The sequence below is a fragment of the Vicinamibacterales bacterium genome (assembly GCA_036504215.1).
In the GTDB taxonomy this organism is placed as follows: Bacteria; Acidobacteriota; Vicinamibacteria; order Vicinamibacterales; family Fen-181; genus FEN-299.
Genome location: DASXVO010000054.1, coordinates 78,297 through 100,664, shown reverse-complemented (window position 1 = coordinate 100,664; position 22,368 = coordinate 78,297). Strand labels below are relative to the sequence as shown.

Here is a 22,368-nt window from a genome sequence, read left to right as displayed (position 1 = left end):
GGAAGGCGATGCCTGAGCGCGTGTCACGACGATTCGGCGTACTGGTCGGGCTCGTCGCCCTGTCGGTGATGCTGGTCAGCGGGCGGGCCTTTGTGTCGGTGCACGAGGCGCAGATCGTTGGTCGAGGGCCGGGTGTCTCGCGCGTCGTGCCCTTGAGCACCTACTTCGACGGCCTGCGCGGTACGCCCGGCGACACGAGCGTCTACCTGCTGGACAGCGGGACACCAGGCGGCACGATGCTCGTCATGGGAGGCGTGCACGCCAACGAGCCCGCCGGCATGATGGCGGCGGTGCTCCTCGTGGAGAATGCCCGGCTCACGGCCGGACGGCTCTTCGTGATCCCCCAGGCCAACGCCAGCGCCGCCACGCACGTCGAGTCGTCCGAGGGCTTTCCGACTCGCTTCACCGTGAGAACGGCGAGCGGCCGGACGCGTTGGTTCAGGTATGGGGGGCGCCTCACCAACCCGGTGCACCAGTGGCCCGATCCCGAGGTCTACACCCACTACCCGAGCGGCCAGCTGCAATCCGATTTCGATGTGCGCAACCTCGACCGCTCGTTTCCGGGCCGGCCCGACGGTGGCCTCACCGAGAAGATCGCCTTCGGCATCACCCAACTGGTGCGCAAGGAACGCGTGGACCTGACGGTCGATCTGCACGAGGCGCGGCCGATGAATCCGATCGTGAACTGCGTGATCTTCCACGAGCGTGCCCAGGAGATCGCGACGATGGGGGCGATCGACCTGGAGCTGAGCGGGGTCAAGCTCCGGCTCGAACCCTCGCCAAAGAACCTGCGGGGCATGAGTCACCGCGAGCTCGGGGATCACACCGGAACGCTCGCGCTCCTGCTCGAGTCAGCCAATCCGATCATGGATCGTCTCCACGGCCGGACGAGCGAGCGGCTCATTCTGGACGGGAAGGACGAGTTCTTCGTCCGCGCGGCGCACAGCGGCCTGCTCTACGTGCCGTACGGCGACAAGGGGCTGCCCATGGAAGAGCGCGCGGGGCGGCACCTCAGCGCGCTCGCAGCGTTCGCACGCATCTTCAGCGAGCTGCACAGCGGCCGGCCCATCACGATCGAGCAGGTACCCGATTACACCGAACTCCTCTCGAGAGGCATCGGCGCATGTCTTCGAGACCCTGGGGCGTTGTAGGCGCACCGCCCGTTACACATTGGGACATCCGGGCGGCGCAGGCTGCCCTATAGTCGGACAACCTGAGGTCCGCGCATCCCGAGACGGATTGCACCGAATCAGCAGCAGAGGGGGAATGTTATGTGGCGTTCGCGAACCTGGATCCTGGTGTTGACGTTCATGGCCCTGGCTGGCACCGTGTGTGCCCAAGGCAATCCGACCGGGACCATTTCCGGCCACGTGGTCGACCCGGACAGCCTGGCGCTGCCCGGCGTGACCGTCACCGTCGCATCGCCGGTCCTGCAGGGCGTCCGCACCACGGTGACCTCCGCCAATGGCGACTACATCATCCCGTTCCTACCCTCGGGCGACTACACGGTGACCTTCGAGCTGCAGGGCTTCTCGACCGTCAAGCAGGCCGTCAGCCTGAAGATGGCCGACACGCTGCCAGTCAACGCCAAGTTGGGGCTCGCGTCGGTGACCGAGGTGGTCAACGTGACGGCGGCGACGAGCGAGACGGCGCCGACGGCCACGGTGGCGACGACCCTCAAGGCGAGCACCGTCGAAGCGCTTCCACTCGGGCGTTCGCTCGACAGCGCCACGCTCTTCAGTCCGGCCGCGACCAACAACGGGCCGGGCGGGAACATCATGATCTCAGGCGCGCTGTCGTACGACAACCTCAACCTCGTCAACGGCGTGAACATCAATGAGACCCAGCGGCAGCAGGCGCGCACGTTGTTCATCGAGGACGCGATCCAGGAGACCAAGGTCTCGGCCGGCAATATCTCCGCCGAGTACGGGCGGTTTCAGGGCGGCGTCGTCAACATGATCACCAAGTCGGGCGGCAACGCCTTCAGCGGGTCCTTCCGCGTGACGTTCACCAACGACGCGTGGCGGGCGCTGACGCCGTACCCCGGCGACTCCACGCTGGACGTGGTGGTACCGGCGTACGAGCTGACGTTCGGCGGCCCGATTCTCAAGGACAAGCTGTGGTTCTTCTCGGCGGGCCGATTCCAGAAGAACTCGGCGAGCGTCGCGGCTCCCTACACGGGCTTCAACTACACGAAGGTGGTGGATGACAAGCGCGGCGAGGGAAAACTCACCTACGCGATCAACGCGAAGAACACCCTGAAGGTGTCGTACCTGAAGAAGAGCCTGGCCACGACCAACAACAGCTTCGGCACGATCATGGATCAGGCAAGCCTTTACGACGACCGCACCCCCGAGTCGCTGGTGGCCGCGAACTACCAGACCGTGCTCAGCAACAACCTGTTCATCGAGGCCCAGTATTCCTCCCGCAAGATGGAGCTGCTCGACCAGGGGTCGAGCTTCATGGACCTCATCTACGGCACGCCGATCTGGGATCGGTCGCGCGGTCAGGCCCGGTTCAGCTCGCCGACCTACTGCGCGGTCTGCCCGAACTACGCCAACCAGATGAACAACTGGGACGCCTACGCCAAGCTGAACTACTTCCTGTCCACGAAGAGCCTCGGATCCCACAACATCGTCGCGGGATTCGATGTCTTCAAGGACATGCGGAAGAACAACCAGAACTCGTCGGCCAGTTCCTACCGCGTGCAGGCGACTGGGGCGGTCATCGACGGTCTGAACATCTACCCGGTCTTCAAGACGTCGACGACCTATGTCGAGTGGCTGCCGGTCTTCGAAGACACGAAGGGCAGCGACCTGCGGACCTATTCCGGGTTCATCAATGACGTCTGGCGGTTGAATCCCGCGGTGACCATCAACCTCGGGCTTCGGTACGACAAGAACAGCATCAGGGACCAGGGCGCCCAGCCGGTGGCCAATGCCGCGATGTACAGCCCGCGGCTCGGGGCGACATTCGACCTCAAGCGCGACGGGAAGTGGCTCGCCAACGTCGGCTACGGCAGGTATACGGGGACGTTCATCACCCAGGTGGCCGACGCCGCCTCGGCAGCCGGCCGCCAGGCGTCGTACAGCTTCCTGTACCAGGGCCCGGCCGTGAACACCGCCGCGACGGGGCCGTACCTGACGTCCTATCAGGCGCTGCAGGTGCTCTTCAACTGGTGGAACTCCACCGGCGGCCCCAGCCGCGCGCCGCGGCAGAGCCCGACGATTCCCGGCGTCAACACCGCCGTCGCATCGGGCGTCAAGCCGGCGACCACCGACGAGTACACCTTCGGCATGGCCCACCAGTTCGGGGCGAAGGGCTCGGTCCGCGTGGACTTCATCTATCGCAAGTTCAACAACGTCTACGGTGACTTCCTCGACATGTCGACCGGCGTGGTCACCGATCCGAAGACCGGCCAACGCTTCAACCTCGACATCGTCAACAACACGAACAGCGTCGAGCGCGACTACAAGGGAGTCAGCGTACAGTTCAGCTATCGTCCAGTGACGACCCTGCAACTGGGCGGAAACTACATGCTCTCCTACACCCGCGGCAACATCGAGGCGGAGAACTCGGCCAGCGTCACCACCTTCGCCAGTGCGAACTCGTACCCCGAGTACCGGCAGGCGGCCTGGAACTATCCCATCGGCTACCTCAACGGCGACCAGCGTCACAAGCTGCGCGCCTGGGGCACCTACGACCTGCCGGTCCCCGAGGCGGCCGGGAAGTTCGCGTTGGGCTTCATGCAGCGATTCGACTCCGGGACGCCCTACGACTACAACATCGCGCTCGATTCGAGGCCGTACGTCGCCAATCCCGGCTACCTCAACCCGCCCTCCACGGCGATCTACTACATCAGCGAACGCGGTAGCTTCCGCTTCGACGGAGCCTGGCGGACTGACCTGTCACTGTCGTGGAGCCACGGCGTTCCGGGATGGAAGCGCGCGCAGGTCTTCGCCCGTTTCGTGGTCAACAACGTGTTCAACAGTCAGAGCCTCACCAGCTTCAACACCACCGTGATCGGGAAGAGCGGGGATTCGACGCTGACCGCATTCAACCCGTTCACGACGACGCCCGTCGTGGGCGTGAACTGGAAGCAGGGCCCCAGCTTCGGGCAGGCGGTCAGTCCCAACAGCTACCAGTCGCCGCGCGACTTCAACCTTTCCGTGGGGTTCCGGTTCTAGCAGGCCGCGCACAGGGCCCGGAGGACGCGACACGTGACCGGACAGCGGACCTTGGGCCTGAACCTCGGGACGAAGGCCATCATCGGGCTGGCCGGCGGGCTCGCCGTGGGCGCCGCGCTCGCGGCGACCGGCCACGCGGCCGCGCTCACGGCCGGCGCGGCGATCGAGATCGGTGGGAAGCTCTGGATCAACGCGATCCTGATGACCATCCTGCCCTTCGTGGTCTCGAAGCTTGTCGGGAGCATCGCGGGCAGCGGTGACCCGCGTGAGATTGGGCGGGCAGGATGGCGGGCGGGCGCGGTCATCCTCGGGCTGCTGACCGGCACCGCGGTGCTGGCGGTGGTCACGATGCCAATGGTCTTCGCGCGCCTGCCCATCAACGCAGCGACCTCCGCGGCGCTTCGAGCGAGCGTGTCGGCCCCGGTCATGGCAGGACCCAATCCCAGCGCCGCCCAGTGGATCCTCGAACTGGTGCCGACCAACGCGATTCGCGCCGCCGCCGACGGCACGATGGTCCCCCTCCTGGTGTTCTCGGTGGCGTTCGCGCTTGGTGCGGCGCGCATTCCTCAGGCACTGCGGGACCCGCTCGTCACGCTGGTCCGGTCGGTCGATGCGACGATCACCGTGGTGCTGAACTGGATCGTCTCCCTCTCGCCCTATGGTGTGTTTGCCCTCGGCGTCGGCCTGGCGATTCGCGTGGGCGTGGGCATCGTCAGCGCTCTGGCATACTACGTCGTCGTGTCGGCGGTCGCACAAGTCGTGTTCACAGTGTTTCTCTATCTCGTGGTGCTCGCAGGTGCGGGCGTGTCGCCGCTACGGTTCGCGCGTGCGGCCGCGCCGGCGCAGATCGTCGCGTTCAGCACGCACTCGTCGATGGCGTCGTTGCCGGCGATGGTGGAGGGCGCGGAGCGGCACCTGGGCCTGTCGCAAACCGCAACCGGGTTCGTGCTGCCGCTGTCGCTGGCGGTCTTCAAGTACTCCTCGCCCGTCTGGTTCGTGGTGGTCACCTGCTTTGTCGGGCGCCTGTACGGCATCGCCATCGACCCTTCGCACACGGTGGCCATCGTGCTGACCGCCGTCGTGACGAGCTTCGCGGTGGGCGGGGTGCCGAGTGGCGCGGTGGTCGTGGTGGCGCCGGTGCTCGCGGCGGCGGGGCTTCCGATCGGTGCGCTTGGCCTGCTACTGGCCATCGACCCGATTCCCAATGCCTTTCGAACCGTCGCCAATGTGACAGGCATGCTGGCCGTGACGACGCTGGCCGACGGCCGCGACCGCGAGCGGCGTCACGTGCCGGAACAGGCAACTCCACGACCTCCACGGCCGTGATGATCGTCGCGCCGCCCGTCACAGCGGCGTTCGTGCAGGTTGGCGGCACCTGCCATGGTGGCACTCTCCATCTCCCGAGTCGAAAGAACGGAGAGTGCCACCTTCTCCTGGTGTCACCCGTTGGTCACTACCGTGACCCTTCCTAGAAGCGCACGCCGAAGCTCATGCGGAACGTGCGCGGCGTCTGGTAGGCGTTGGCCGACAGCGGTTGACCGAACGCCACCGGGTTACCGGCCAGATCCCTGCTCGTCGTGCCCGGATCCAGCACGTAGTTCACACCGGCGACCGGGGCCGTGGTGAACGCATTGAAGGCTGCCAGCCCCCGGATGGTGCCAGGCGACGCCGCGGTGAACACGTTCTGATTCAGGTTGGCGACGCCGGTTACCGCCGCGCGATCGAACAGGTTCAGCACCTGGCCCTGCCAGAACGCCTCGACCTTGCCGACACGATACGAGTAGTTGAGGGACAGGTCCGTCCGGATCATCCAGTCGCCACGGTACGCGTCGCGCGCCGCGAAGTAGTACTGCACCGTCGAACCGCCCTGCGCGGTCGTGTAGCCGGGATTGGCCACGTAGGGCCGCATGTCGATGCCGGCCACCGCGCCATACGGCGAGCCGCTGTTCAACATCTGCAGCACGCCCACGCCGAGCCTGCCGAAGCGGCCGAGGCCCATGTCGTCGTTCGCGAAGATGCGGCCTCGATGACGCTGATCGGATCCGAGGTCCCCCTCCGGGTAGTTCCAGCTCGGATCCTTGTAATCCATGTACTGGTTGGCGGCGGTTCTGACCGGGCCGGAACCCGTGTTCTCTCCTTCGACGTTGCCGCGGTTCTCCGAGATCGTCCAGTTCCCGCAGAGGGTCAGGTCTCGATTGACGCGCCACGACAGTTGCGTGTTGACACCCCATTAGCGACGCCACACCGAATCCGTGTTCTGCACCAGCGTGAGGTCGTACCTCGCGCCGCTGACCGGGTTGGTCACCTTGCCCGTGGCGATGCTGGTGTAGTTGCCGTAGAAGTTCGCCGCGGGACGATACGACGCGTCCACGCGCAGCAGCACGCGGCCGAAGTTGTGACTCATGCCGGCCATGTACTCGGTCATGTACTGCGCCTTGAGGTTGTCGCCAATCCTCGTGCTCAAGCCGGGGATCGTCACCGCCACGAGGTTCGGATTGTTTGCCCCGCCTTGGGCATCCCACCACGCGAAGAGGGTCGGCAGCGCCTGATCCGGCGTCAGGTACGGTCCGCTCGCGGCGCCGTTGACGGTCGTCCCCTGGTAGTACCACTGGTAGAGCGCAGGCTGACCGCCGGCCGAACCGGCATCGGCGACGCTGTTCGCCATGCTGGCGACGTAGCGCGCGTAGGATCCGAAGACCGTCGTCTTTCCGTCACCCTTCGGGTCCCACGTCATCGAGAGCCGCGGACTGAACGTCGCATCCTTCGCGACCTCCGCGCCGCTGCTGTCGATGCTGCGGTTGCGGTCCCACCGGAGGCCAAGGTTGAAGCTGAAGTTGTTGCTCAGGCGCCACGAGTCGTTGAAGAACCCGGAGTAGGTCCAGATGTTCGTGCCCTTGGTCGGCACGAGGATCGGCCGGTAGCTGATGAGGGTCTGGTTGGACCCGGTCGTATTGGTGACCACCGGGTAGAAGGTCGACCCGTTCTGGATCGAGCGCGGCACCGACACGATGAAGTCGCTGCCCGACTGGTGGTTGTTCGAGAAGCGGTAGTCATTGAAGACGTCGACGCCGGCCACGATGTTGTGCGAGCCGGCCTTCGACGTGGACAGGAAGTAGTTGACCTTGGCGAGGATGTCCTGGTTGTCGCGGCTTTCGCCGGTGCAGACACCGCAGAAGGTCGGCGCCCAGAACGTCGTCTTGGCCCGGTCGGTGAGCTGCGTGCCGTAGATCCGGTCGGTGTAGCGCGACCCGTCGTTCTCCCACGCCAGGTGGCGCTGAGAGTACTGCGCCTCGAAGAACAGCTTCGACGACAGAATCGCGTTGTAGTTGAACGAGTACATGTTCTGCGGCAGACGCCGGTTGTACAACTGACGCGGGTCCATGCCGTTGAAGAAGTAGTTGTTCGCGCTCGTCGCCAGTTGGAAGGCCGTGCCGCGGATGTTGTGGTTCGGATTGATCGCGTACGTCAGCTTCTCCTCGAGGCGGTATTCCTTCGTGGACTGGTTGTGCGGAATCGCCGAGAACGCGAAGGTGTTGGAGGTCGCGGTCTTCCGGTACCGGCCGTCGTGGAAGAACCACGGCTTGTCCCTCAGGATCGGCCCGCCAACCGTGTAGGTGTAGGTCGGCACGGTGATGTTGGTCTTCGGCTCGCCCCAGGGCGACGCGCTGCCGGTCGTGGTGGTCGTTTCCTGGATGGCGTCCTCGACGAACAGCCCGAGCGGCTGGCCGCGCAGGTTCTCGTTGATCACCACGCCATTGAGGAGGTAGAGCCCCTCGTAGGACAGCGCACCGGAGATGGTGACCGCGGCACTCGGCCCCGTGTTGTTGACGCCGGGCGCCAGCAGCACGGTCTCGGTCACCGACCGGTTGGTCGGCAGCTTCTGGACCAGGTCGGACTTGTAGCTAATCGCTGCGGAGGCCGTCTGCGCGAAGTTCTCGGTCTTCCCGACGACGGTGACCGATTCGCTGACCGAGGCCACGGCCAGTTTGACCGCGACCAGGACGGTCGTCTCGCCGGGCGACACGCGCTGTTCCAGCGTCTTGGTCGAGAACCCGGCCAGTTCGAACGTGATGCGGTAGTCGCCGGCCGGGAGCAACGGCAGGACGAAATCTCCATTCGCCGACGAGATGATGGTACGAGCGCCCTGCATGGTGGGCGACGATGCCGTGATCGTCACTCCAGGAATCGCCAACCCATCGGGATCGAGAACCTTCCCCGAGAGTGTGCCCATGGTGTTGCCCTGCCCGAAGGCGATTCCACCCCAGGCCAGACAACACGCTACGACGAAATCAGTATTTCCGGACCGAACGACGTCTCGAGGAACGGGTGCACCCACCTGCGGCCGATCGCAACGAGCGCGTGAGATCGGCTGGGGACCGCGGCTCCGACGAGCAGGAACCACGCTGACCCGCAGAGTGGGGCACGTCGGCGGCTGACGAGAGAAGGCAGCAGAGGTGACACTTCCCATATCCCGAGCCTGGATGGAAAGTGCCACCCGTTGGTGCCTGCCTTCTCAATTCTCAGTTCTCACTTCTCGATTCTCACTTCTGTCTCCTGTCTCCTGACTCCTGCTCAGAACGTCGCCCGGAAGCCGAACCGAATGACCCTCGGAGCGAGCAGCGAGCTGATCTGGTTCGCGTTCCCCGCGTTCTGGGTGCCCCGGATCGAGAGCGAGGTGTTGGCGTTGAACAGGTTGAAGATGTCGACGCTCGCCTGCACCTTGAGCCGCTTGAAGAGCGTGAATGGCTTGTCCACCCGCACGTCGAGCTGCTGGAAGGTGGGAAGCCGGACGTCGCCGACCTTGTCGAGCATCACGTACACCTGGCCCGCCCCGTTCAGCCGGTCGGCGATGTTGATCGTCCGGATGAACGGATAGCCCTGGCGCACGTTGTAGAAGCCGGCCACGCCCACCTGCCAGAGGGGCAACTGGTAGGCGCCCGTCAGCCTGAAGATCCACTTGGCGTTCGGGAAGACGTTGCCGAGGCCGCTCGAGCTCGACAGCGGCGCGAACTGGCCGCCGTCCAGCTTGTCGATGTTGGTCGGATCCTCGTACGAGGCGTCCGAGGCGTACGAGCGCGTGGCGTCGTTGTACGAGAAGCCGCCGCTCATCATCCAGCGCTTCGACATCCGCTTGCGGAGGCTCAGCTCGAAGCCCTGGTAGGCGCGTTCGTAGCCGGGCTGATTGTTCAGCACGTACGTCGTCGGAATTCGGCTCGTCGGCTGGTAGTAGGTCACCGCTGGGCAGTAGGCGCCTGCCGGGCACGCCGAGGCCGGCGGCGTGTAGGTCACCGGCACGTAGTTCGCCGCCGTGAAGCCCACCGTGTCGCCGCCGGCATTGGGCAGGTTGGAGTTGATGAGGATCGGGTCCTGCAAGCCGTCGGTCCAGCGGAAGTTCGAGTACTTCCGATAGATGTAGCTCGCGCTCACGCCGAAATTCGGGCCGAGCTGCCGGTCGAACCCGATGATGACCTCATTGGTGGCGTCCGGCTTCAGGCTCGGGTCCACCGACCCGGTGGTGCTCACACGGGTCGGGTTGGTGTAGTCGTAGCCCGGCGTGTAGTTCTGGGGGATCGCCGTCAGCACGACCTCGTTCGCCTGGACGAACTTGTCGTTGTTCAGGTCCACCCACGGATAGCGGATCAGCGTGGAGCCGGTCGTGAGGTAGAGGCCCGACAGCGCACCCGTCCCAAGCTGTCCGACGTAGCGCGCGAAGTTGAACTTGAACACGTTCTTCGAGTCGCCGGTCAGGTCGTACGTCAGGCCGATGCGCGGCGAGAAGGTCTTGAACGCCACACCGGAGTCCGCGCCGGGGAAGGACAGGGCCGGAAGCTGGTTGAAGGGCTGCCCGGTATACGTCATGTTGTTGTACACGCCCTTGAACGTCGCCTGGCCGTAGAACGGGTTGGCCGGCACGTCCTTGGGCTGCTGGAAGTCACTCTGATAGTCGAACCGGAAACCGAGGTTGACCGTCAGGCGCTTGCGCGAGTAGGCATCCTGCACGTAGAACGAGCGGTTGTGCAGGCCACCCTCGCTCGTGCCGTCGCGATAGAGCTGCGCGGCCGACGCGTTCATGGTCGTGAAGTTGTCGAACCAGGCCTGGGTGTTGCCGCCCCAGTGCGTCCTTGTGAACGCCAGGTCGTTGCGGTATTTGAAGCCGGCCTTGATCGCGTGGTCGCCGCCCAGCTTGCCCGGCAGGAAGTAGCTCAACGTCACGTCGACGCTGTCGGTCGGACGAACGTAGGTATTCTGGCTGAAGGAGCGCATGAAGGCGCGGCTCGAGCGGTCATAGGCCACCTGGACCGACGAGAGGGCGTCCTCGTGGAAGTCCATCACGAAGTTGTTGCCGACGTGGGCGTACTGGTACTCCATCATCAGCTTGTCGCTGAAGATCTGCCGGTCGCTCCACTTGTAGGTCTTCGGCATGCCGGTCTTCCAGAGCGACGACCCGAGCGAGGTGTCGGCGACGCCGATCTGGCGATTCGTGGACTCGATCGGGTGCAGGTCGTCGGCGCCGCGCGCGTTCCGGACCTTCTCCGCACCGTTGTAGAACCAGGAGAACTGGTTGTTCTTGAACAGCTCCACGGCCACCTTGAAGTTGTAGTTGTTCAGGATCGTCTGGTCGGTGTTGAGGCAGGCCCGCACATCGTCCACCGGGTAGTTGAGCGGCGCGGCCGCGACCGGCCGGCACGCGTCGGTTCTCAGGAAGAAGTTGTTGATCCCGACCCTGATGTCCTGCTTGCCGTAGCTGCCCCAGAACCAGGCGCGCCCCTTCCTGATCGGGCCGCCCACCTCGAACCCGTAGTCCTTGATGTTCTGAATCGGGTTGCCCGAGGAGGCGCCCTGCCGGCGGATCTCGTCGGTGACGTTGTTCGACTGGAACTTCTGGTCCGTGATGTAGAACCGCGTGCTGCCGCGCAGCGCATCGGTCCCGCTCTTGGTCACGACGTTGACGGCGACGCCGGGCGACTGCATCGTGACGTCCGAGCCTCCCGTGCTGACCTGCATCTCCTCGAACGTGTCGAAGTCGAAGTAGACGGGCGACCCGCCAGTCGCCGCCATGTCGGTGATGTCCACGCCGTCCAGGTTCCACTTCTGCTGCGAGAACGCGGCGCCGCGCGCCATGAAATTCGACTGCTGCCCGGACCCGCTGCCGCCGACGTTCTGCCGGTCCATCGCGACCGACGGCGTCTGCTCGATCATGACCCACGGATCGCGGGCCGAGGGGATCGACTGCAGCGCCTCCTGCGTGAAGCGCGAGCTCTTCCCGGTGTCCCTCAGGTCCACCACGGGCGTCTCCGCCTGTACCGTCACCGTCTCCTGGACCTGTGAGATCTCGAGCGAGGCGTTCACCTGCACGTTGGCGCCGATCTCCACGCGCACGGCGTCTCGCACGAGCGTCTTGAAACCGGTCAGTTCGAACCTGACGGCGTAGGCACCGACCCCCAACCCGGGGAATCGATAGGTGCCGGTCGCACTGCTGGTCGCCGCCACCGGCTGCAGCAGCGATGGCCCGGTGAGCGTGACCGTGACGCCGGGCATGACCCCGCCCTGCGCGTCGCTGACCTTTCCGAAGATCTCGCCCGGTTGCTGGGCGAGGCTCGACGCCGCGACGCAGAGCGCGATCGCGAACGCGAGCAGGAGTGACCTTCCGAACTTCATACCGCCTCCTTGATTGCCGCAAGACCGAGGGCGCAGGCGTCGCCGCGGACCCATCGCAGGGCCATCGAGCGCGCTCACGGTGAATCCGCGCTCTTCCCACGTTAGGGGGAATCTTCGAGGCTGTCTTTTCGGAAGTGATCGGTTTCGCGGGGGAAAACGTGCGGATCTGCGGGCAGTTTCCGAGGGCCGTCGGATCCGGTTCGTCGAATCCAACATCTCGGATTGGCGGGGCTGTCGGTGTCCGAATCTGGCATCGACGCCGGCAATCGCCGGTCGGCGCATGGCTTCAGCCAAACGCCATCCCCGTCTCGTCTCGAGCAGCGGGAGCAGCGCGGCGCAGGCGGCTGACGGGCACCGCCGCCCCGCACTGCATCACGACCTGGTCGCGCTGGCTTGCGTCGGCCACCCAGGCGAGACGGCCGGGGTGGACCGAATGCGTCAACTCGTTCGACGCCACGAAGGCGGCGAGCGAACCCTCGTACACGCGGTCCCGCGCGCCGTGGCAGACGACTGCGCCGGACTGCATCGGACCGTGCGCTGACGCCGTCAACTCCAGCGAGTGCTGGTTCAGCCGGCCATCCTGCTGGTGGATGTCGCGCACGTTGCCGCTGACATCACGCCGGCAGCGAAGCACCGACGAGTAGCTGGCCTCCGGCAGCGACACGGTGCTCGAGTGCCCGAGGACGATGACGCTGGTGAGTGCGTCGCGCACCGCGAAGGCGCCGAGGACGGTCGGGCTGAAACGGTGACACCTTCCATGCTTGCGACCCGGTAAATGGAGCGTGTCACCTCTTCCCGTCACCTTGTCCCGCGGTGGAGCTCCTGGAGAATCGCCGGCTGATTCACCGGGCTGAGTACAGAGAGAAACCTCTCCGCGTATTCCTGGATGACGAGAACGGGACGTTCCGTCTCCACCACGCCGGCCTCGAACTCCGTGGTCCGGAGGAACACGGACCGGCCGAAGTGCTCAGGCAGGAACGGCATCAAGGCGATGGAGAACGAATCCCTGAAGACCACGGCGCGCTCGATGCGAGCCTTCCGATTCTCCGTGACGATCGGCGGGAAGCGGGACAGCGAGGCGAACGCACGTCCGTCGACGTTCTGGAACGAGTTCGGCGAGCGCCGGACCAGGATCGGGATCGTCTCCTGCATGGACTCGCCGAGGCCCAGCATCTCCGAAAGATCGCCAGACCCGCGTCTCCAGCTGAGATCGAACCGAGACAGCGGCACGGGTGCCTCACCGGGAAACCACCGCGCGAGACGATCGATGATCGCGACGTAGGCGGCGTGGGCGCCCAGGGCGTTCCAGTGCGTGTCCGTCGTGTCGTAGACCTGGGCCCCTCGCTTCGCCTCGCGCAATGTGCTGCGCAGGTCGAGAAGTTCGACGTCGGGTACCCCCTTCACGGCCTTCACGAGCTGATCCAGCCGGTTGCCCTCGGTCGTGAGAGGAATCCAGGCCGGGAGATGCTCCGGGTAGACCGATGACTTCCCTGGAGCGATGACAACCAGGTAACGGGCACCTCGCTTCGCGAGCCAGCGACTCCGGTCCTGGAGACACGTGACCCAGTTTCGCAGCGCTTCGTCGGAGAAGCGGTTTCGTCCCTCCACGTACCTCAGCGCATCGTCCCCTGAGTAGTAGAGCCATCGATCGCGTCCGATAACGACCGGCACCGTGTCGGTCGGACGGGTCTCCATCGCGAGCGATGCGCGACTGTGCAGGCGAATGAGCCAGCTGCGAAACCCGAAATGATCGCGAAAGTACGAATCGAACTGTCCCGGAAAACCCCACGCTGCCTGCAGGGACCGGGGCCTGGAGGGCGGCGGCGCCTTCGCACGCCGCTCGTTCGGAGACCGGGACGCGTCCAGTCCGAGTGCCGGTCCTGTTACGGGAAGCACGAGCGCCCCGAAGAGGGCGACCGTGATGGCGATATCCGCGATGGCGCGCCGTGCGGTGTTCGTCACTGCCATGTCTAGAACCGGAAGTAGATGAACGGCGTGAACGTCCCGGCAGAGAGCCAGGACAGGGAAGCGATCAACAGGCCCATGACGACGACGATTTCTCCAAGCGTCAGGAATGCCGACCCGATTGTCCCGGCACGTTGGACCCGAACGCGGAGCCACGTCCCGGTCAGGCCTCCGAACCTGGTCGACAACAACACGCCGGCGAGCAGGGCGAGGACGACGTCGAACCCGCCGTAAGTCGTGACCGGCAGCGCGGAGCTGCCTCCGAGCCCGACGAGCGCGGCCAGGTACCGGGCGGCCTGCCTCGCGGAACTCGCCCTGAAGATCGTCCAGCCAATCATCACGACGAACATGGTGTAGATGTGCTGAACCGGCCGCGGAAGCCGCCCGATGCGCTTGCCCACGCGCGTGCGTTCGACCGCCAGCACGAGTCCGTTGTAAAGGCCCCACGCCACAAAGGTCCAACTCGCCCCGTGCCACAAGCCGATCAAGAGCATCGTGACCAGCGTGGCGGCCACGTAGGCCCCCTGGTCCTGGAGACGGGTGGAGCCCCATCCCTCCAAGGCCCTGCCCACGGGGTACGCGACGCGCAGGAACACGTAGTCGCGGAACCAGGACGAGAGCGAAATGTGCCAGCGCGTCCAGAATGCCCGCAGCGACAACGCAGTGTACGGATGGTCGAAATTCTCGGCGAACCGGAATCCCAGCATCCTGCCAAGACCGATGGCCATGTCCGAGTAGCCGGAGAAATCGAAGAAGATCTGCAGTGTGAAGCACCCGAGGCCGAGCCACGCGACGCCTGTCGAAAGGTCCTGGAGTCCGAGCGAGAAGACCATGTTCGCAGGTCCAGCCAGGGTGTCCGCGATCAGCGCCTTCTTGGCGAGGCCGTACACGAATCGGCGCGCGCCCTCGGCCCCGGATTCACGCGTGAGCACCCGGTCGGCAAGCTGATGCGCGAGGTCGTGGTAGCGAAGGATCGGTCCCGCCATGATGGTCGGGAAGAGGGCGATGAAGAGGCCCAGTTTCAGCGGGTCACGCTGGGCCGCGATTTCCTGGCGGTGAATGGCGAGGACGTAGGTCAGCGCCATGAACGTGAAGAACGAGATGCCGGCCGGCACGTGCCAGTTGGGCACGATGAACGGTGTCCCTCCGACGAATGCCAGCATCCTGTTGGCGTTGACGAGGACAAAACCCGCGTATTTCATCAACAAGAGCGGCGTGAGGTTGATCATCACCGCTGCCGCGATTGCCCACACTCGCCACCGGCCGAGTCGAGGCTGCTCCAGCATCAGCCCGAGCGCGTAGTTCGCCACAATCGAGCCGAGGAGCAGGCCGACAACCGGTCCTTCGCCCCAGGCGTAGAAGATGAGACTGGCCACCAGCAGGAAGAGATCGCGAGGCCGACGCCATCGACAGACCCAGTAGACCGCCAGTACGACGGGAAGGAAGAGGAACAGAAATGTCGGCGACGTAAATGACACGACGAGTCCCCTCATGGCGAGATCAGCGCGCTCGCCTTCCTGAGGCGAGGCCCGTCACGACCTGAGTGCGGGCGTCAGTGAGCGGCAGCCAGCGCGACTGCCCCATCGAGCGGGATGCGCACGACGATTCGATCGCGGAGCCGGATCGCGAGGGCATCGAACGACTCGCCGGCGCCGCGACCGGTCCTGAAGCCGCGCACCACCCGCGTCCGCGCGACGATGTCCACCGAGAGCGGCGCCTGCGGATCCCCGGGCACGTCGAACGACACCAGCGCGTCGGCGCGGCCATCACCGTCCACGTCGACCTCGTCCGAGACGCGCGAGGGCAGCGCGTCAACCGGCGCCCACGCCACCTGCACGAACGGCCCCACGCGGGGCCAGAGCCCGCCCGGCCGAATCACCTCGTGCACGGCGATCCGATAGCGGTCGTGGACGATGCTCCGAACCTCGGCGCCCCCGCCGAAGACCGGGTCGATGTGCAGCCCCAGGCTCGCCACGCCGTTCGTGAACGCGCCCCGCAGGACGAACGGCGTCAGGATGGCGGCCACGATCGTCAGCGCCGCCCCAGTGTAGCCCAGCACGGTCGTCATGCGTTTCATCGCACGCCTCCGAACGACAGGATGGTCTGCACCGAGTTGGCGATGATGCTCCCTCCGAACATCGTCGCGAACGCCCACGCCGCGTAGAGATACAGCAGGCGGGCGCGTTCCGGTTTCACGCCGACCGTCGTCCCCTTGACGTGCCAGACCGCCGCGCCCTTCTTGCACGTATCCACGCACGCGCCGCACTTCGTGCACGACATCCGCGTCACGCCCTTCGCCGTCGATTCGGCGTCGATCGAGAGGGTCGGACAGCTCTCACGGCACGCGACGCAATCGAGGCACTTGCTGCGGTCGATGCGGATGTCGAACACACTCAGCTTGTTCGATACCGACTGGAACGCGCCGAACGGGCAGAAGAAGGCGCATTGGGTGCGCTTCTTCGTCATCACCGGCAGCGCCACGACCAGGCCCGCGAACAGCGTCGTGAAGATCCCGAACTGTACAGCCGTCTCGAACGACCGTACCGCGGGGAACTCGGTCACGGCCTTGAACGGGCACAGCCACGCGCAGTAGGTGGGCTCGAACGTGGCTGCCGACAACAGCACGATGGCGGCCAGCACGCCCCACGGTCCCCAGCGCCACGCCGGCGCGATCCGGCGAATCACCGGCTTCCGGCGGATGGCCGCGCAGCCCTCCTCGATGCCGCCGAAGAAGCACGCGAACGCGCACCACCCCTTGCCGAGGACGATCGTGGCCGCGAGCCAGAGGCCGACCATCGCGGCAATCGCGTGCGGGTTGCTGGCGGTCGGCAGGATCGACCCGGGGAAGATGATCGTGCGGGTCAGTGCGGCCGGCACGATCATCATCGGGATCGCGAGGAAGCAGAACGGTGTGTTGCCGAGCAGCATCTGCTCGACCGAGATCGACATCGCGCCCCGCTCGGCGACCAGCGCGGCGATGAATCCGACCGGGAACAGGACGCCCATCGCCACGAAGAACACGCGCCGCCACCGATGGGTCCGCCCCGTCTTCAGCATCAGGAAGAAGAGCACCACCATGAAGATCAGCGTGGCCAGCCCACCGAGCTTCGGCGCGAGCCCGTTCATCGCGAATACCCGAGAGAACATCAGCAGCGCCCAGAGGAACATCGGGACGGTCAGCACGATCGACCGGCCGATCGACCGCTTCACGGCGGAATCACCCATGCAACCACCTCGCGCCGAGGGACACGATGCCCAGATACGCGTAGTAGACCGCCACCACTGCCATCGCCACCCGTGCGATCGGCACCGCGCCCTGGAGGCGCCGCAGCGGGGCTGCGCCGAGAAACGGCAGGAACCAGACCGTCGTGCCCACGAAGAAGAGGCCGAAGAAGATCAGCGACGACAGCAAGCCGGGCGTCTCGGCCGCGCGCACCGTCGCGGCCACGAAGGGACCGCACAGGTTCACGCCGCTCAGCAGGCCGAGGAGCGTGGGCCCAAGCCAGCCGGCGCGTTCGACGAGGAGGGATGAGAACCGGCGGCGGGCGGACCCACACGACACGTAGTAACGCCCGGCCGTCGCGGCGTACCACCCGAGCATCAGCGCCAGCACGAGATGGGCCGTCCCGAAGACGAGGGCGTTCGCCCGAAGGCCGGAGGGTACCGCCACCACGGCGCCCCAAACCAGCGTGGCGTAGAACTCGTAGCCGACGAGCCGGCCGATCAGGAACTGCGCGAGCAGCGCCGCGGTCCCGCCAAGACCGCGATCTCGCGACAGCAGGAACGGAAGGAGCACCGCGCCGCACGACGCCGTGCAGATCAGTCCCGACGAGAACCCGAGGAGAATTGGCTCGACCGCGTGGTCCATGGCTCGTGCCGACGCCACTGTAGCACACGCGTCGGCGGCCATTCGTCCCGCAGCGCGACCATCAAGTCGACACTCGACGCCCGAACCGCCGGAAGGGCGCCCGCCGTTCCGCCTCGACGCGCGACAGGCCACTTCGCTCGAGATCTTCCGCGCGAATCAGCAGGTGGACACGCAGTTCCGCGTCGAGATCGTCCTCGACCGCCGATCGGCGCAGAATGGATCTGACGGGCGTCGCGATTCCGTTCGAGCCGAAGGTGACGCAGACCGTCTTCACCCGGCGGGCAGACGCGGCGATGCGGACGCGCGGCTTCCCGGCCAGCCCGATCGGGAACTGGTCTCCGCGCAGGGAACGACGTTCGACGTGAAGGGGCTCCCGGGCGTCAGCATCGAGTTCAAGAGAAGGACGACCATCGCGAAACGGAAACGATAGCTCGAGTGGAGCGCAGCGCGTCGTGAGCCCCGCCGAACCATGATGCCCTGGCGCTCGCCGACCTCACCGTCGGCCCTTCGGCAGAGATTCAACGGTCAACCCCTCGTGCCGGGCCGCCTCCGTCAGCCGGTCGTCGAACGCGACGAAGGGCACGGGCTGGCGCACCTCGCGTTGCAGGAAGAGGCAGCTCGCGAGCTGCACGGCATCACCGGCCCGCAGCCGATGGCGAAGCAGGAGTGCTCGCGCGTCGGCCGCAACCTCCGGAGTGCACTCGACGACGATCCACGTCGCGACGTCGTCGGCGAGCGAGGCCAGCGCCCGGTCCCGATCCACGATCGAGAACGCGCCTTCCCGCGCGCGGCGAACCAGCGCGGACGAGACCTCTACCTCCGAGAGGCGGCTTGCAGCTGCCGAATCCGCCTCGAGCAGACGGCGGACCGCCGCGGCGCCAGGTTCCCGGACGTAACGCTTCACCAACGCGCTCGCGTCGAAGTAGCGGATCAGAGACGCTCCTCCCGGTCCTCGAGAACGGCCGAGGACAGCGAACGTCCCGTGCACCGGATCGGCCGGAAGGCCGCCATCGATTCACGAGCGGGAAGGGTCACGGCCCGCCTGCCGGAGAGTTTCAACAGGGCCGCGGGCACGCTGGAGTCGGGAGGCAGCGGCCGCAGTTCCGCTACCGGCTCGCCGCGGTCCGTCACGAGCACGATGCGCCCTGCGCGAACGCGGCGGAGATACGTGCCGAGCCGCGTCTTCAGCTCTCGCGCGCCGACGGCTGTTCGCTCCATGTGGTCATTGTGCCTACATCGAGACGTCGAGTCAACGGCCCCGGCCCTCGCGTTCGAGGCCGAGGGCCCGGATCCGCTTGTGCAGGCGCGTGCGCTCGATCCCCAGAGCGCGGGCGGCGGCCGAGATGTTCCAGCCGGCGTGGGCGAGCGCCTCGCGCACCAGGTCGCGCTCGGCCTGGGCGCGTGTCTCTTCGAGCGTGGACGGCGCGCCCGGCTGGTGGGACAGCCGGATCTCGACCGGGACCGCGTCGGCGGTGATCGGATCCGGCGCGAGAATGGCCATCCGCTCGACGACGTTCCGCAGTTCGCGAATGTTGCCGGGCCATCGGTACGCGCGGAACTCCTCGAACACGCCGCCGTCGATCCGCTTGGGCTTGAAGTTGTTGCGGCGGCAGAACTCGTCGACGAAGTACTCCGCCAGCGGGCGGATGTCCTCGGGGCGTTCCCTGAGCGGCGGCACGCGAATCGGAACGACGCTCAGGCGATAGTACAGGTCCTCGCGGAACTTCTTCTCCGCCACGAGCGCCGCCAGGTCCTGGTTGGTCGCGGAGACGACGCGGACGGTGACCTGCATGGTGCGCTCGCCCCCGACGCGCTGGAATTCCCCCTCCTGCAGTACCCGAAGGAGCTTGGCCTGCGACGCCTCGTGCAGGTCGCGCACTTCGTCGAGGAAGATCGTCCCCCCGTCGGCCAACTCGAACTTGCCGCGCCGGCTCGAGGTCGCGCCGGTGAATGCGCCCTTCTCGTGACCGAACAGTTCGCTCTCGAGCAGGTCCACGGGAATGGCCGCACAGTTGACCTTCACGAACGGGCCCGTCGCGAACGGACTGTTCCGGTGCATGTGCGCCGCCAGCAGTTCCTTGCCCGTGCCCGATTCCCCCGTCAGCAGCACCCGGGCGTCGGATCGCGCCACCTGTGTCGCCTGTTCGAGCACACGCTGGAAGGCCGCGCTCGATCCGATCATGCGGGGCGCGTCACCAACCAGTTCGCGCAGCCGCGCGTTCTCCCGCTGCAGGGCCGCCTGCTCGAGCGCGTTCTTCAATACCAGCAGCAGCCGGTCGCGCCCGAGCGGCTTCTCGAGGAAGTCGAAGGCCCCCGCGCGGGTCGCCGCCACCGCGTCGGCAATGGTCGCGTGTCCCGAAATCATGATCACCGGCGCGTGCGGGCGCTGCTCGGCGACGAGCGGGAGCAGCTCGATGCCGTTGGCGTCGGGCAGGCGCACGTCCAGCAGGTAGGCCTCGGCGTGCGAGCGGGCCAGTCGCCGCCGGAAGTCGGCGGCGGAGCGGCACACAGCCACCACGTAACCCGCGCCTTCCAGCACCAGCCGAAGCGAGGCGCCGACGTTCTCCTCATCGTCCACGATCACGATCGTCTTCGCGGTCATCGTTCGGCTCTCTCCGAAGTCGGGATCGCCAGCCTGAACCCGGCGCCGCCGAGTCGCCCCTCGATCAGGGTGAGGTCTCCGCCGGCGAGCAGCGCGTTCTTGCGCGAGATGGCCAGGCCGAGCCCCATGCCGTGCTTCTTGAACGAGATGGAGGGCTCGAAGAGCCGCGCGCGGGCGTCCCCGCTCACGCCCGGCCCCGAGTCGTGCACTTCGACGACCGCGTCGTGCCCCGACCTGCCTGCGACCGCCAGCACCACGCCACCATCTCCGGCGGCCTCGGCGGCGTTTTCCAGGAGGTTGGTCACGATACCCTTCACGTGGTCTCCGTCCGCCCAGCCGGTCGGCGCGTCCTGGGACGAGGCGACCTGGTAGGAGACCCCGGGATGCCCGCCGCGCAGGAACTGCACGCGCTCGCGAACGATGGCATCGAGATCGAGCCGGGCCGGATGCACCTCGGGTTCGGCGGCGAACTCCGAGAACGCGCGAACGCGGCGCTCGAGGCTCGTCACCTCGTCCACCACGATCGCGGCGGCCTGCTCGAAGAACTCCGGGCCGGCCGACGACTGCCGCGCCACGATCTCCTCCACGGTGAGCCGAATCGGCGTGAGGGAGTTCTTCAACTCGTGCGCCATCTTGCGCGCCAGCAGTTGCCAGCTCGCCACCTGTGTCAGATACACGAGGCGGTCCCGGCTCTGCTGCAGGTGACCGGCCGTCTGGTTGAACGCCTCGATCGCGAGGCCGATCTCGTCTCGCCCGGTGGACTGGAGACGCGTGCCAAAACGGCCGGCCGCCACGTCCCCGAGCCCCGCCGTCAACTGCTGGATCGGCCGGCTGATGCGGATCGACAGGTAGAACACGACAGAGAGCGAGAAGACCCAGACGAGCGCGCTCGAGAGCACCAGGGCCAGCGTGAACCCGCGCGGGAGATTGCGCTGACGGAGTTCGCCGGCGCGGGCGCGCGCCTCGCGAATCTGCCGCGTGATCTCGCCCATGCGGACGCCGTCGAGGGACGTGGTGTAGAGCCACAGCTGATGGTCCCGCCTCACCGCGTAGTGCAGGCGTTCACCGTCAGGCTCGGACAGGATGAAGCGCTCAGCCTCGGAGCTGTCCCAGAAATGCTGGAGCGGCGCCGGCCAACCCGCCCGCGAGGACTCGGCGAGACGCTGCGGATCGAGTCGGCCGGAGATGGCCTCGTCCTTCAGGTGCTGCCGGGTCTGCCGGTAGTACTCGCGGCCCACGCCCTCGAGCGAGCCGGCGAGCGTCGCCACATCGTCGGTGGCGACGAAGGCCAGGCTCCGCGACATCAGGGCGGAACTCATCCAGAGGATCGCGGCCAGCGGCAGCAGTGTGGCCGCCAGGAACACCAGGACGAGCTTGTGGCGCAGCCGATTCACGCCCATGTCGAGAGTCGGCCCTCCCCACCCCGGCGTGCTCGCTCGGTCACTTCGGCGCCTTGTCCTTGATGTCGGCGAGCCGCTGCGGGAGGGAAACCGCCTCCCAGCGGGGCGGCGCCGCGCGTGTCTTGCGGCTGAGCAGGTCGATCAAGCCCGTGAACGTCGCGGCCGAAGGCGCGTCGGCGGCCTGCGCGCCTTCCTCGCGCAACGAGCATTCCAACTTTACCACGAAGGTTTTGTCCGCCGGGGCGGCCCGGACCGGCAGCGCCAGGAGCTCGAGGCACCAGGCCTCTGCCGCCGCGGCCGTCAGGTGCGACCTGGCCACCTTCGGGTCGTCCACCTGCGCCACCGAGAATCGCTCTTCCCAGAGGTCGTAGCTGAAGATCACCTGCCGCGTGAGGCTGGCACCTCGCGCCCCCCCGCGTTCGACCTGGAGCGATGCGGAGAAGACGTAGGTCACCGACCTGCCATCGCGCAAGCGCTGGAGCGGCGTGCCCGTGAGGACGTGAAACTGGGGAGCCGAGAGACGGAGGCGATCACCGTCGCGTTCGACCTTCAACAGCGCGGACTGCGCCGACAGGTGAGAGAACACGGCAAGCGCCACGGCCGCACCGAGCAACGCCCGGACGCGGCGCCGGCCGCGCCGGTGCGGGTGGTCGGTGCCGCAGGTGATGAATGGCTGGGTCATGTCAG

Annotated in this window: 18 protein-coding genes; 4 read left to right on the top strand and 14 right to left on the bottom strand. The window is 66.5% G+C overall.

Annotated elements, in window-relative coordinates; genetic code table 11:
- Nucleotides 1-8: 8 nt before the first annotated feature.
- The 3 genes from VGK32_15280 to VGK32_15270 all read left to right on the top strand — a co-directional run bounded on the left by VGK32_15280 (nucleotide 9) and on the right by VGK32_15270 (nucleotide 5,513).
- Nucleotides 9-1,151, top strand: coding sequence for a succinylglutamate desuccinylase/aspartoacylase family protein (locus tag VGK32_15280; GenBank protein ID HEY3383132.1), 1,143 nt, complete (start codon nucleotides 9-11; stop codon nucleotides 1,149-1,151).
- Nucleotides 1,152-1,271: 120 nt separating this feature from the next.
- Nucleotides 1,272-4,187, top strand: coding sequence for a TonB-dependent receptor (locus tag VGK32_15275; protein HEY3383131.1), 2,916 nt, complete (start codon nucleotides 1,272-1,274; stop codon nucleotides 4,185-4,187).
- Between the two features lie 33 nt (nucleotides 4,188-4,220).
- A complete protein-coding gene (locus VGK32_15270) occupies nucleotides 4,221-5,513 on the top strand; it encodes a dicarboxylate/amino acid:cation symporter (GenBank protein ID HEY3383130.1) in 1,293 nt (430 codons plus the stop codon).
- A gap of 142 nt (nucleotides 5,514-5,655) precedes the next feature.
- Here VGK32_15270 and VGK32_15265 read toward each other — a convergent pair whose 3' ends face one another.
- From VGK32_15265 to VGK32_15225, 9 genes are all read right to left on the bottom strand, one after another.
- Nucleotides 5,656-6,276, bottom strand: a complete 621-nt coding sequence (locus VGK32_15265; protein ID HEY3383129.1) for a hypothetical protein — start codon at nucleotides 6,274-6,276, stop codon at nucleotides 5,656-5,658.
- 141 nt (nucleotides 6,277-6,417) lie between these two features.
- Nucleotides 6,418-8,418: a TonB-dependent receptor gene (locus VGK32_15260; protein ID HEY3383128.1), complete on the bottom strand. Its 2,001-nt coding sequence runs from the start codon at nucleotides 8,416-8,418 to the stop codon at nucleotides 6,418-6,420.
- 341 nt (nucleotides 8,419-8,759) lie between these two features.
- Nucleotides 8,760-11,846, bottom strand: a complete 3,087-nt coding sequence (locus VGK32_15255; protein HEY3383127.1) for a carboxypeptidase regulatory-like domain-containing protein — start codon at nucleotides 11,844-11,846, stop codon at nucleotides 8,760-8,762.
- Nucleotides 11,847-12,132: 286 nt separating this feature from the next.
- Complete coding sequence (locus VGK32_15250) at nucleotides 12,133-12,558, bottom strand: hypothetical protein (protein ID HEY3383126.1); 426 nt, start codon at nucleotides 12,556-12,558, stop codon at nucleotides 12,133-12,135.
- Between the two features lie 86 nt (nucleotides 12,559-12,644).
- Complete coding sequence (locus VGK32_15245) at nucleotides 12,645-13,814, bottom strand: hypothetical protein (GenBank protein ID HEY3383125.1); 1,170 nt, start codon at nucleotides 13,812-13,814, stop codon at nucleotides 12,645-12,647.
- A gap of 2 nt (nucleotides 13,815-13,816) precedes the next feature.
- A complete protein-coding gene (locus tag VGK32_15240) occupies nucleotides 13,817-15,304 on the bottom strand; it encodes an MBOAT family O-acyltransferase (GenBank protein HEY3383124.1) in 1,488 nt (495 codons plus the stop codon).
- 59 nt (nucleotides 15,305-15,363) lie between these two features.
- On the bottom strand, nucleotides 15,364-15,888 hold the full coding sequence (locus tag VGK32_15235) for a hypothetical protein (GenBank protein ID HEY3383123.1): 525 nt from the start codon (nucleotides 15,886-15,888) through the stop codon (nucleotides 15,364-15,366).
- On the bottom strand, nucleotides 15,885-17,036 hold the full coding sequence (locus VGK32_15230; protein HEY3383122.1) for a 4Fe-4S binding protein: 1,152 nt from the start codon (nucleotides 17,034-17,036) through the stop codon (nucleotides 15,885-15,887). Before VGK32_15230 ends, VGK32_15235 begins: the two co-directional genes overlap by 4 nt.
- On the bottom strand, nucleotides 17,029-17,679 hold the full coding sequence (locus tag VGK32_15225; protein HEY3383121.1) for a sulfite exporter TauE/SafE family protein: 651 nt from the start codon (nucleotides 17,677-17,679) through the stop codon (nucleotides 17,029-17,031). The genes VGK32_15230 and VGK32_15225 overlap by 8 nt, the downstream gene beginning before the upstream one ends.
- Before the next feature lie 163 nt (nucleotides 17,680-17,842).
- Between VGK32_15225 and VGK32_15220 the strand changes: the two genes are divergently transcribed.
- Nucleotides 17,843-18,109: a hypothetical protein gene (locus tag VGK32_15220; protein ID HEY3383120.1), complete on the top strand. Its 267-nt coding sequence runs from the start codon at nucleotides 17,843-17,845 to the stop codon at nucleotides 18,107-18,109.
- Between the two features lie 63 nt (nucleotides 18,110-18,172).
- On the opposite strand, the gene VGK32_15215 is transcribed toward VGK32_15220, so the two are convergent.
- Genes VGK32_15215 through VGK32_15195 form a run of 5 tightly spaced genes read right to left on the bottom strand, consistent with a single transcriptional unit; the run spans nucleotide 18,173 to nucleotide 22,363 of the window.
- Nucleotides 18,173-18,667, bottom strand: a complete 495-nt coding sequence (locus tag VGK32_15215; protein HEY3383119.1) for a type II toxin-antitoxin system VapC family toxin — start codon at nucleotides 18,665-18,667, stop codon at nucleotides 18,173-18,175.
- A complete protein-coding gene (locus VGK32_15210) occupies nucleotides 18,610-18,897 on the bottom strand; it encodes a type II toxin-antitoxin system prevent-host-death family antitoxin (protein ID HEY3383118.1) in 288 nt (95 codons plus the stop codon). Before VGK32_15210 ends, VGK32_15215 begins: the two co-directional genes overlap by 58 nt.
- A gap of 31 nt (nucleotides 18,898-18,928) precedes the next feature.
- Complete coding sequence (locus tag VGK32_15205) at nucleotides 18,929-20,281, bottom strand: sigma-54 dependent transcriptional regulator (GenBank protein ID HEY3383117.1); 1,353 nt, start codon at nucleotides 20,279-20,281, stop codon at nucleotides 18,929-18,931.
- On the bottom strand, nucleotides 20,278-21,681 hold the full coding sequence (locus VGK32_15200) for a HAMP domain-containing sensor histidine kinase (protein HEY3383116.1): 1,404 nt from the start codon (nucleotides 21,679-21,681) through the stop codon (nucleotides 20,278-20,280). The genes VGK32_15205 and VGK32_15200 overlap by 4 nt, the downstream gene beginning before the upstream one ends.
- 40 nt (nucleotides 21,682-21,721) lie before the next feature.
- Entirely contained in the window at nucleotides 21,722-22,363 is a 642-nt protein-coding gene (locus VGK32_15195; GenBank protein HEY3383115.1) for a hypothetical protein, read from the bottom strand.
- Between the last annotated feature and the right edge of the window lie 5 nt (nucleotides 22,364-22,368).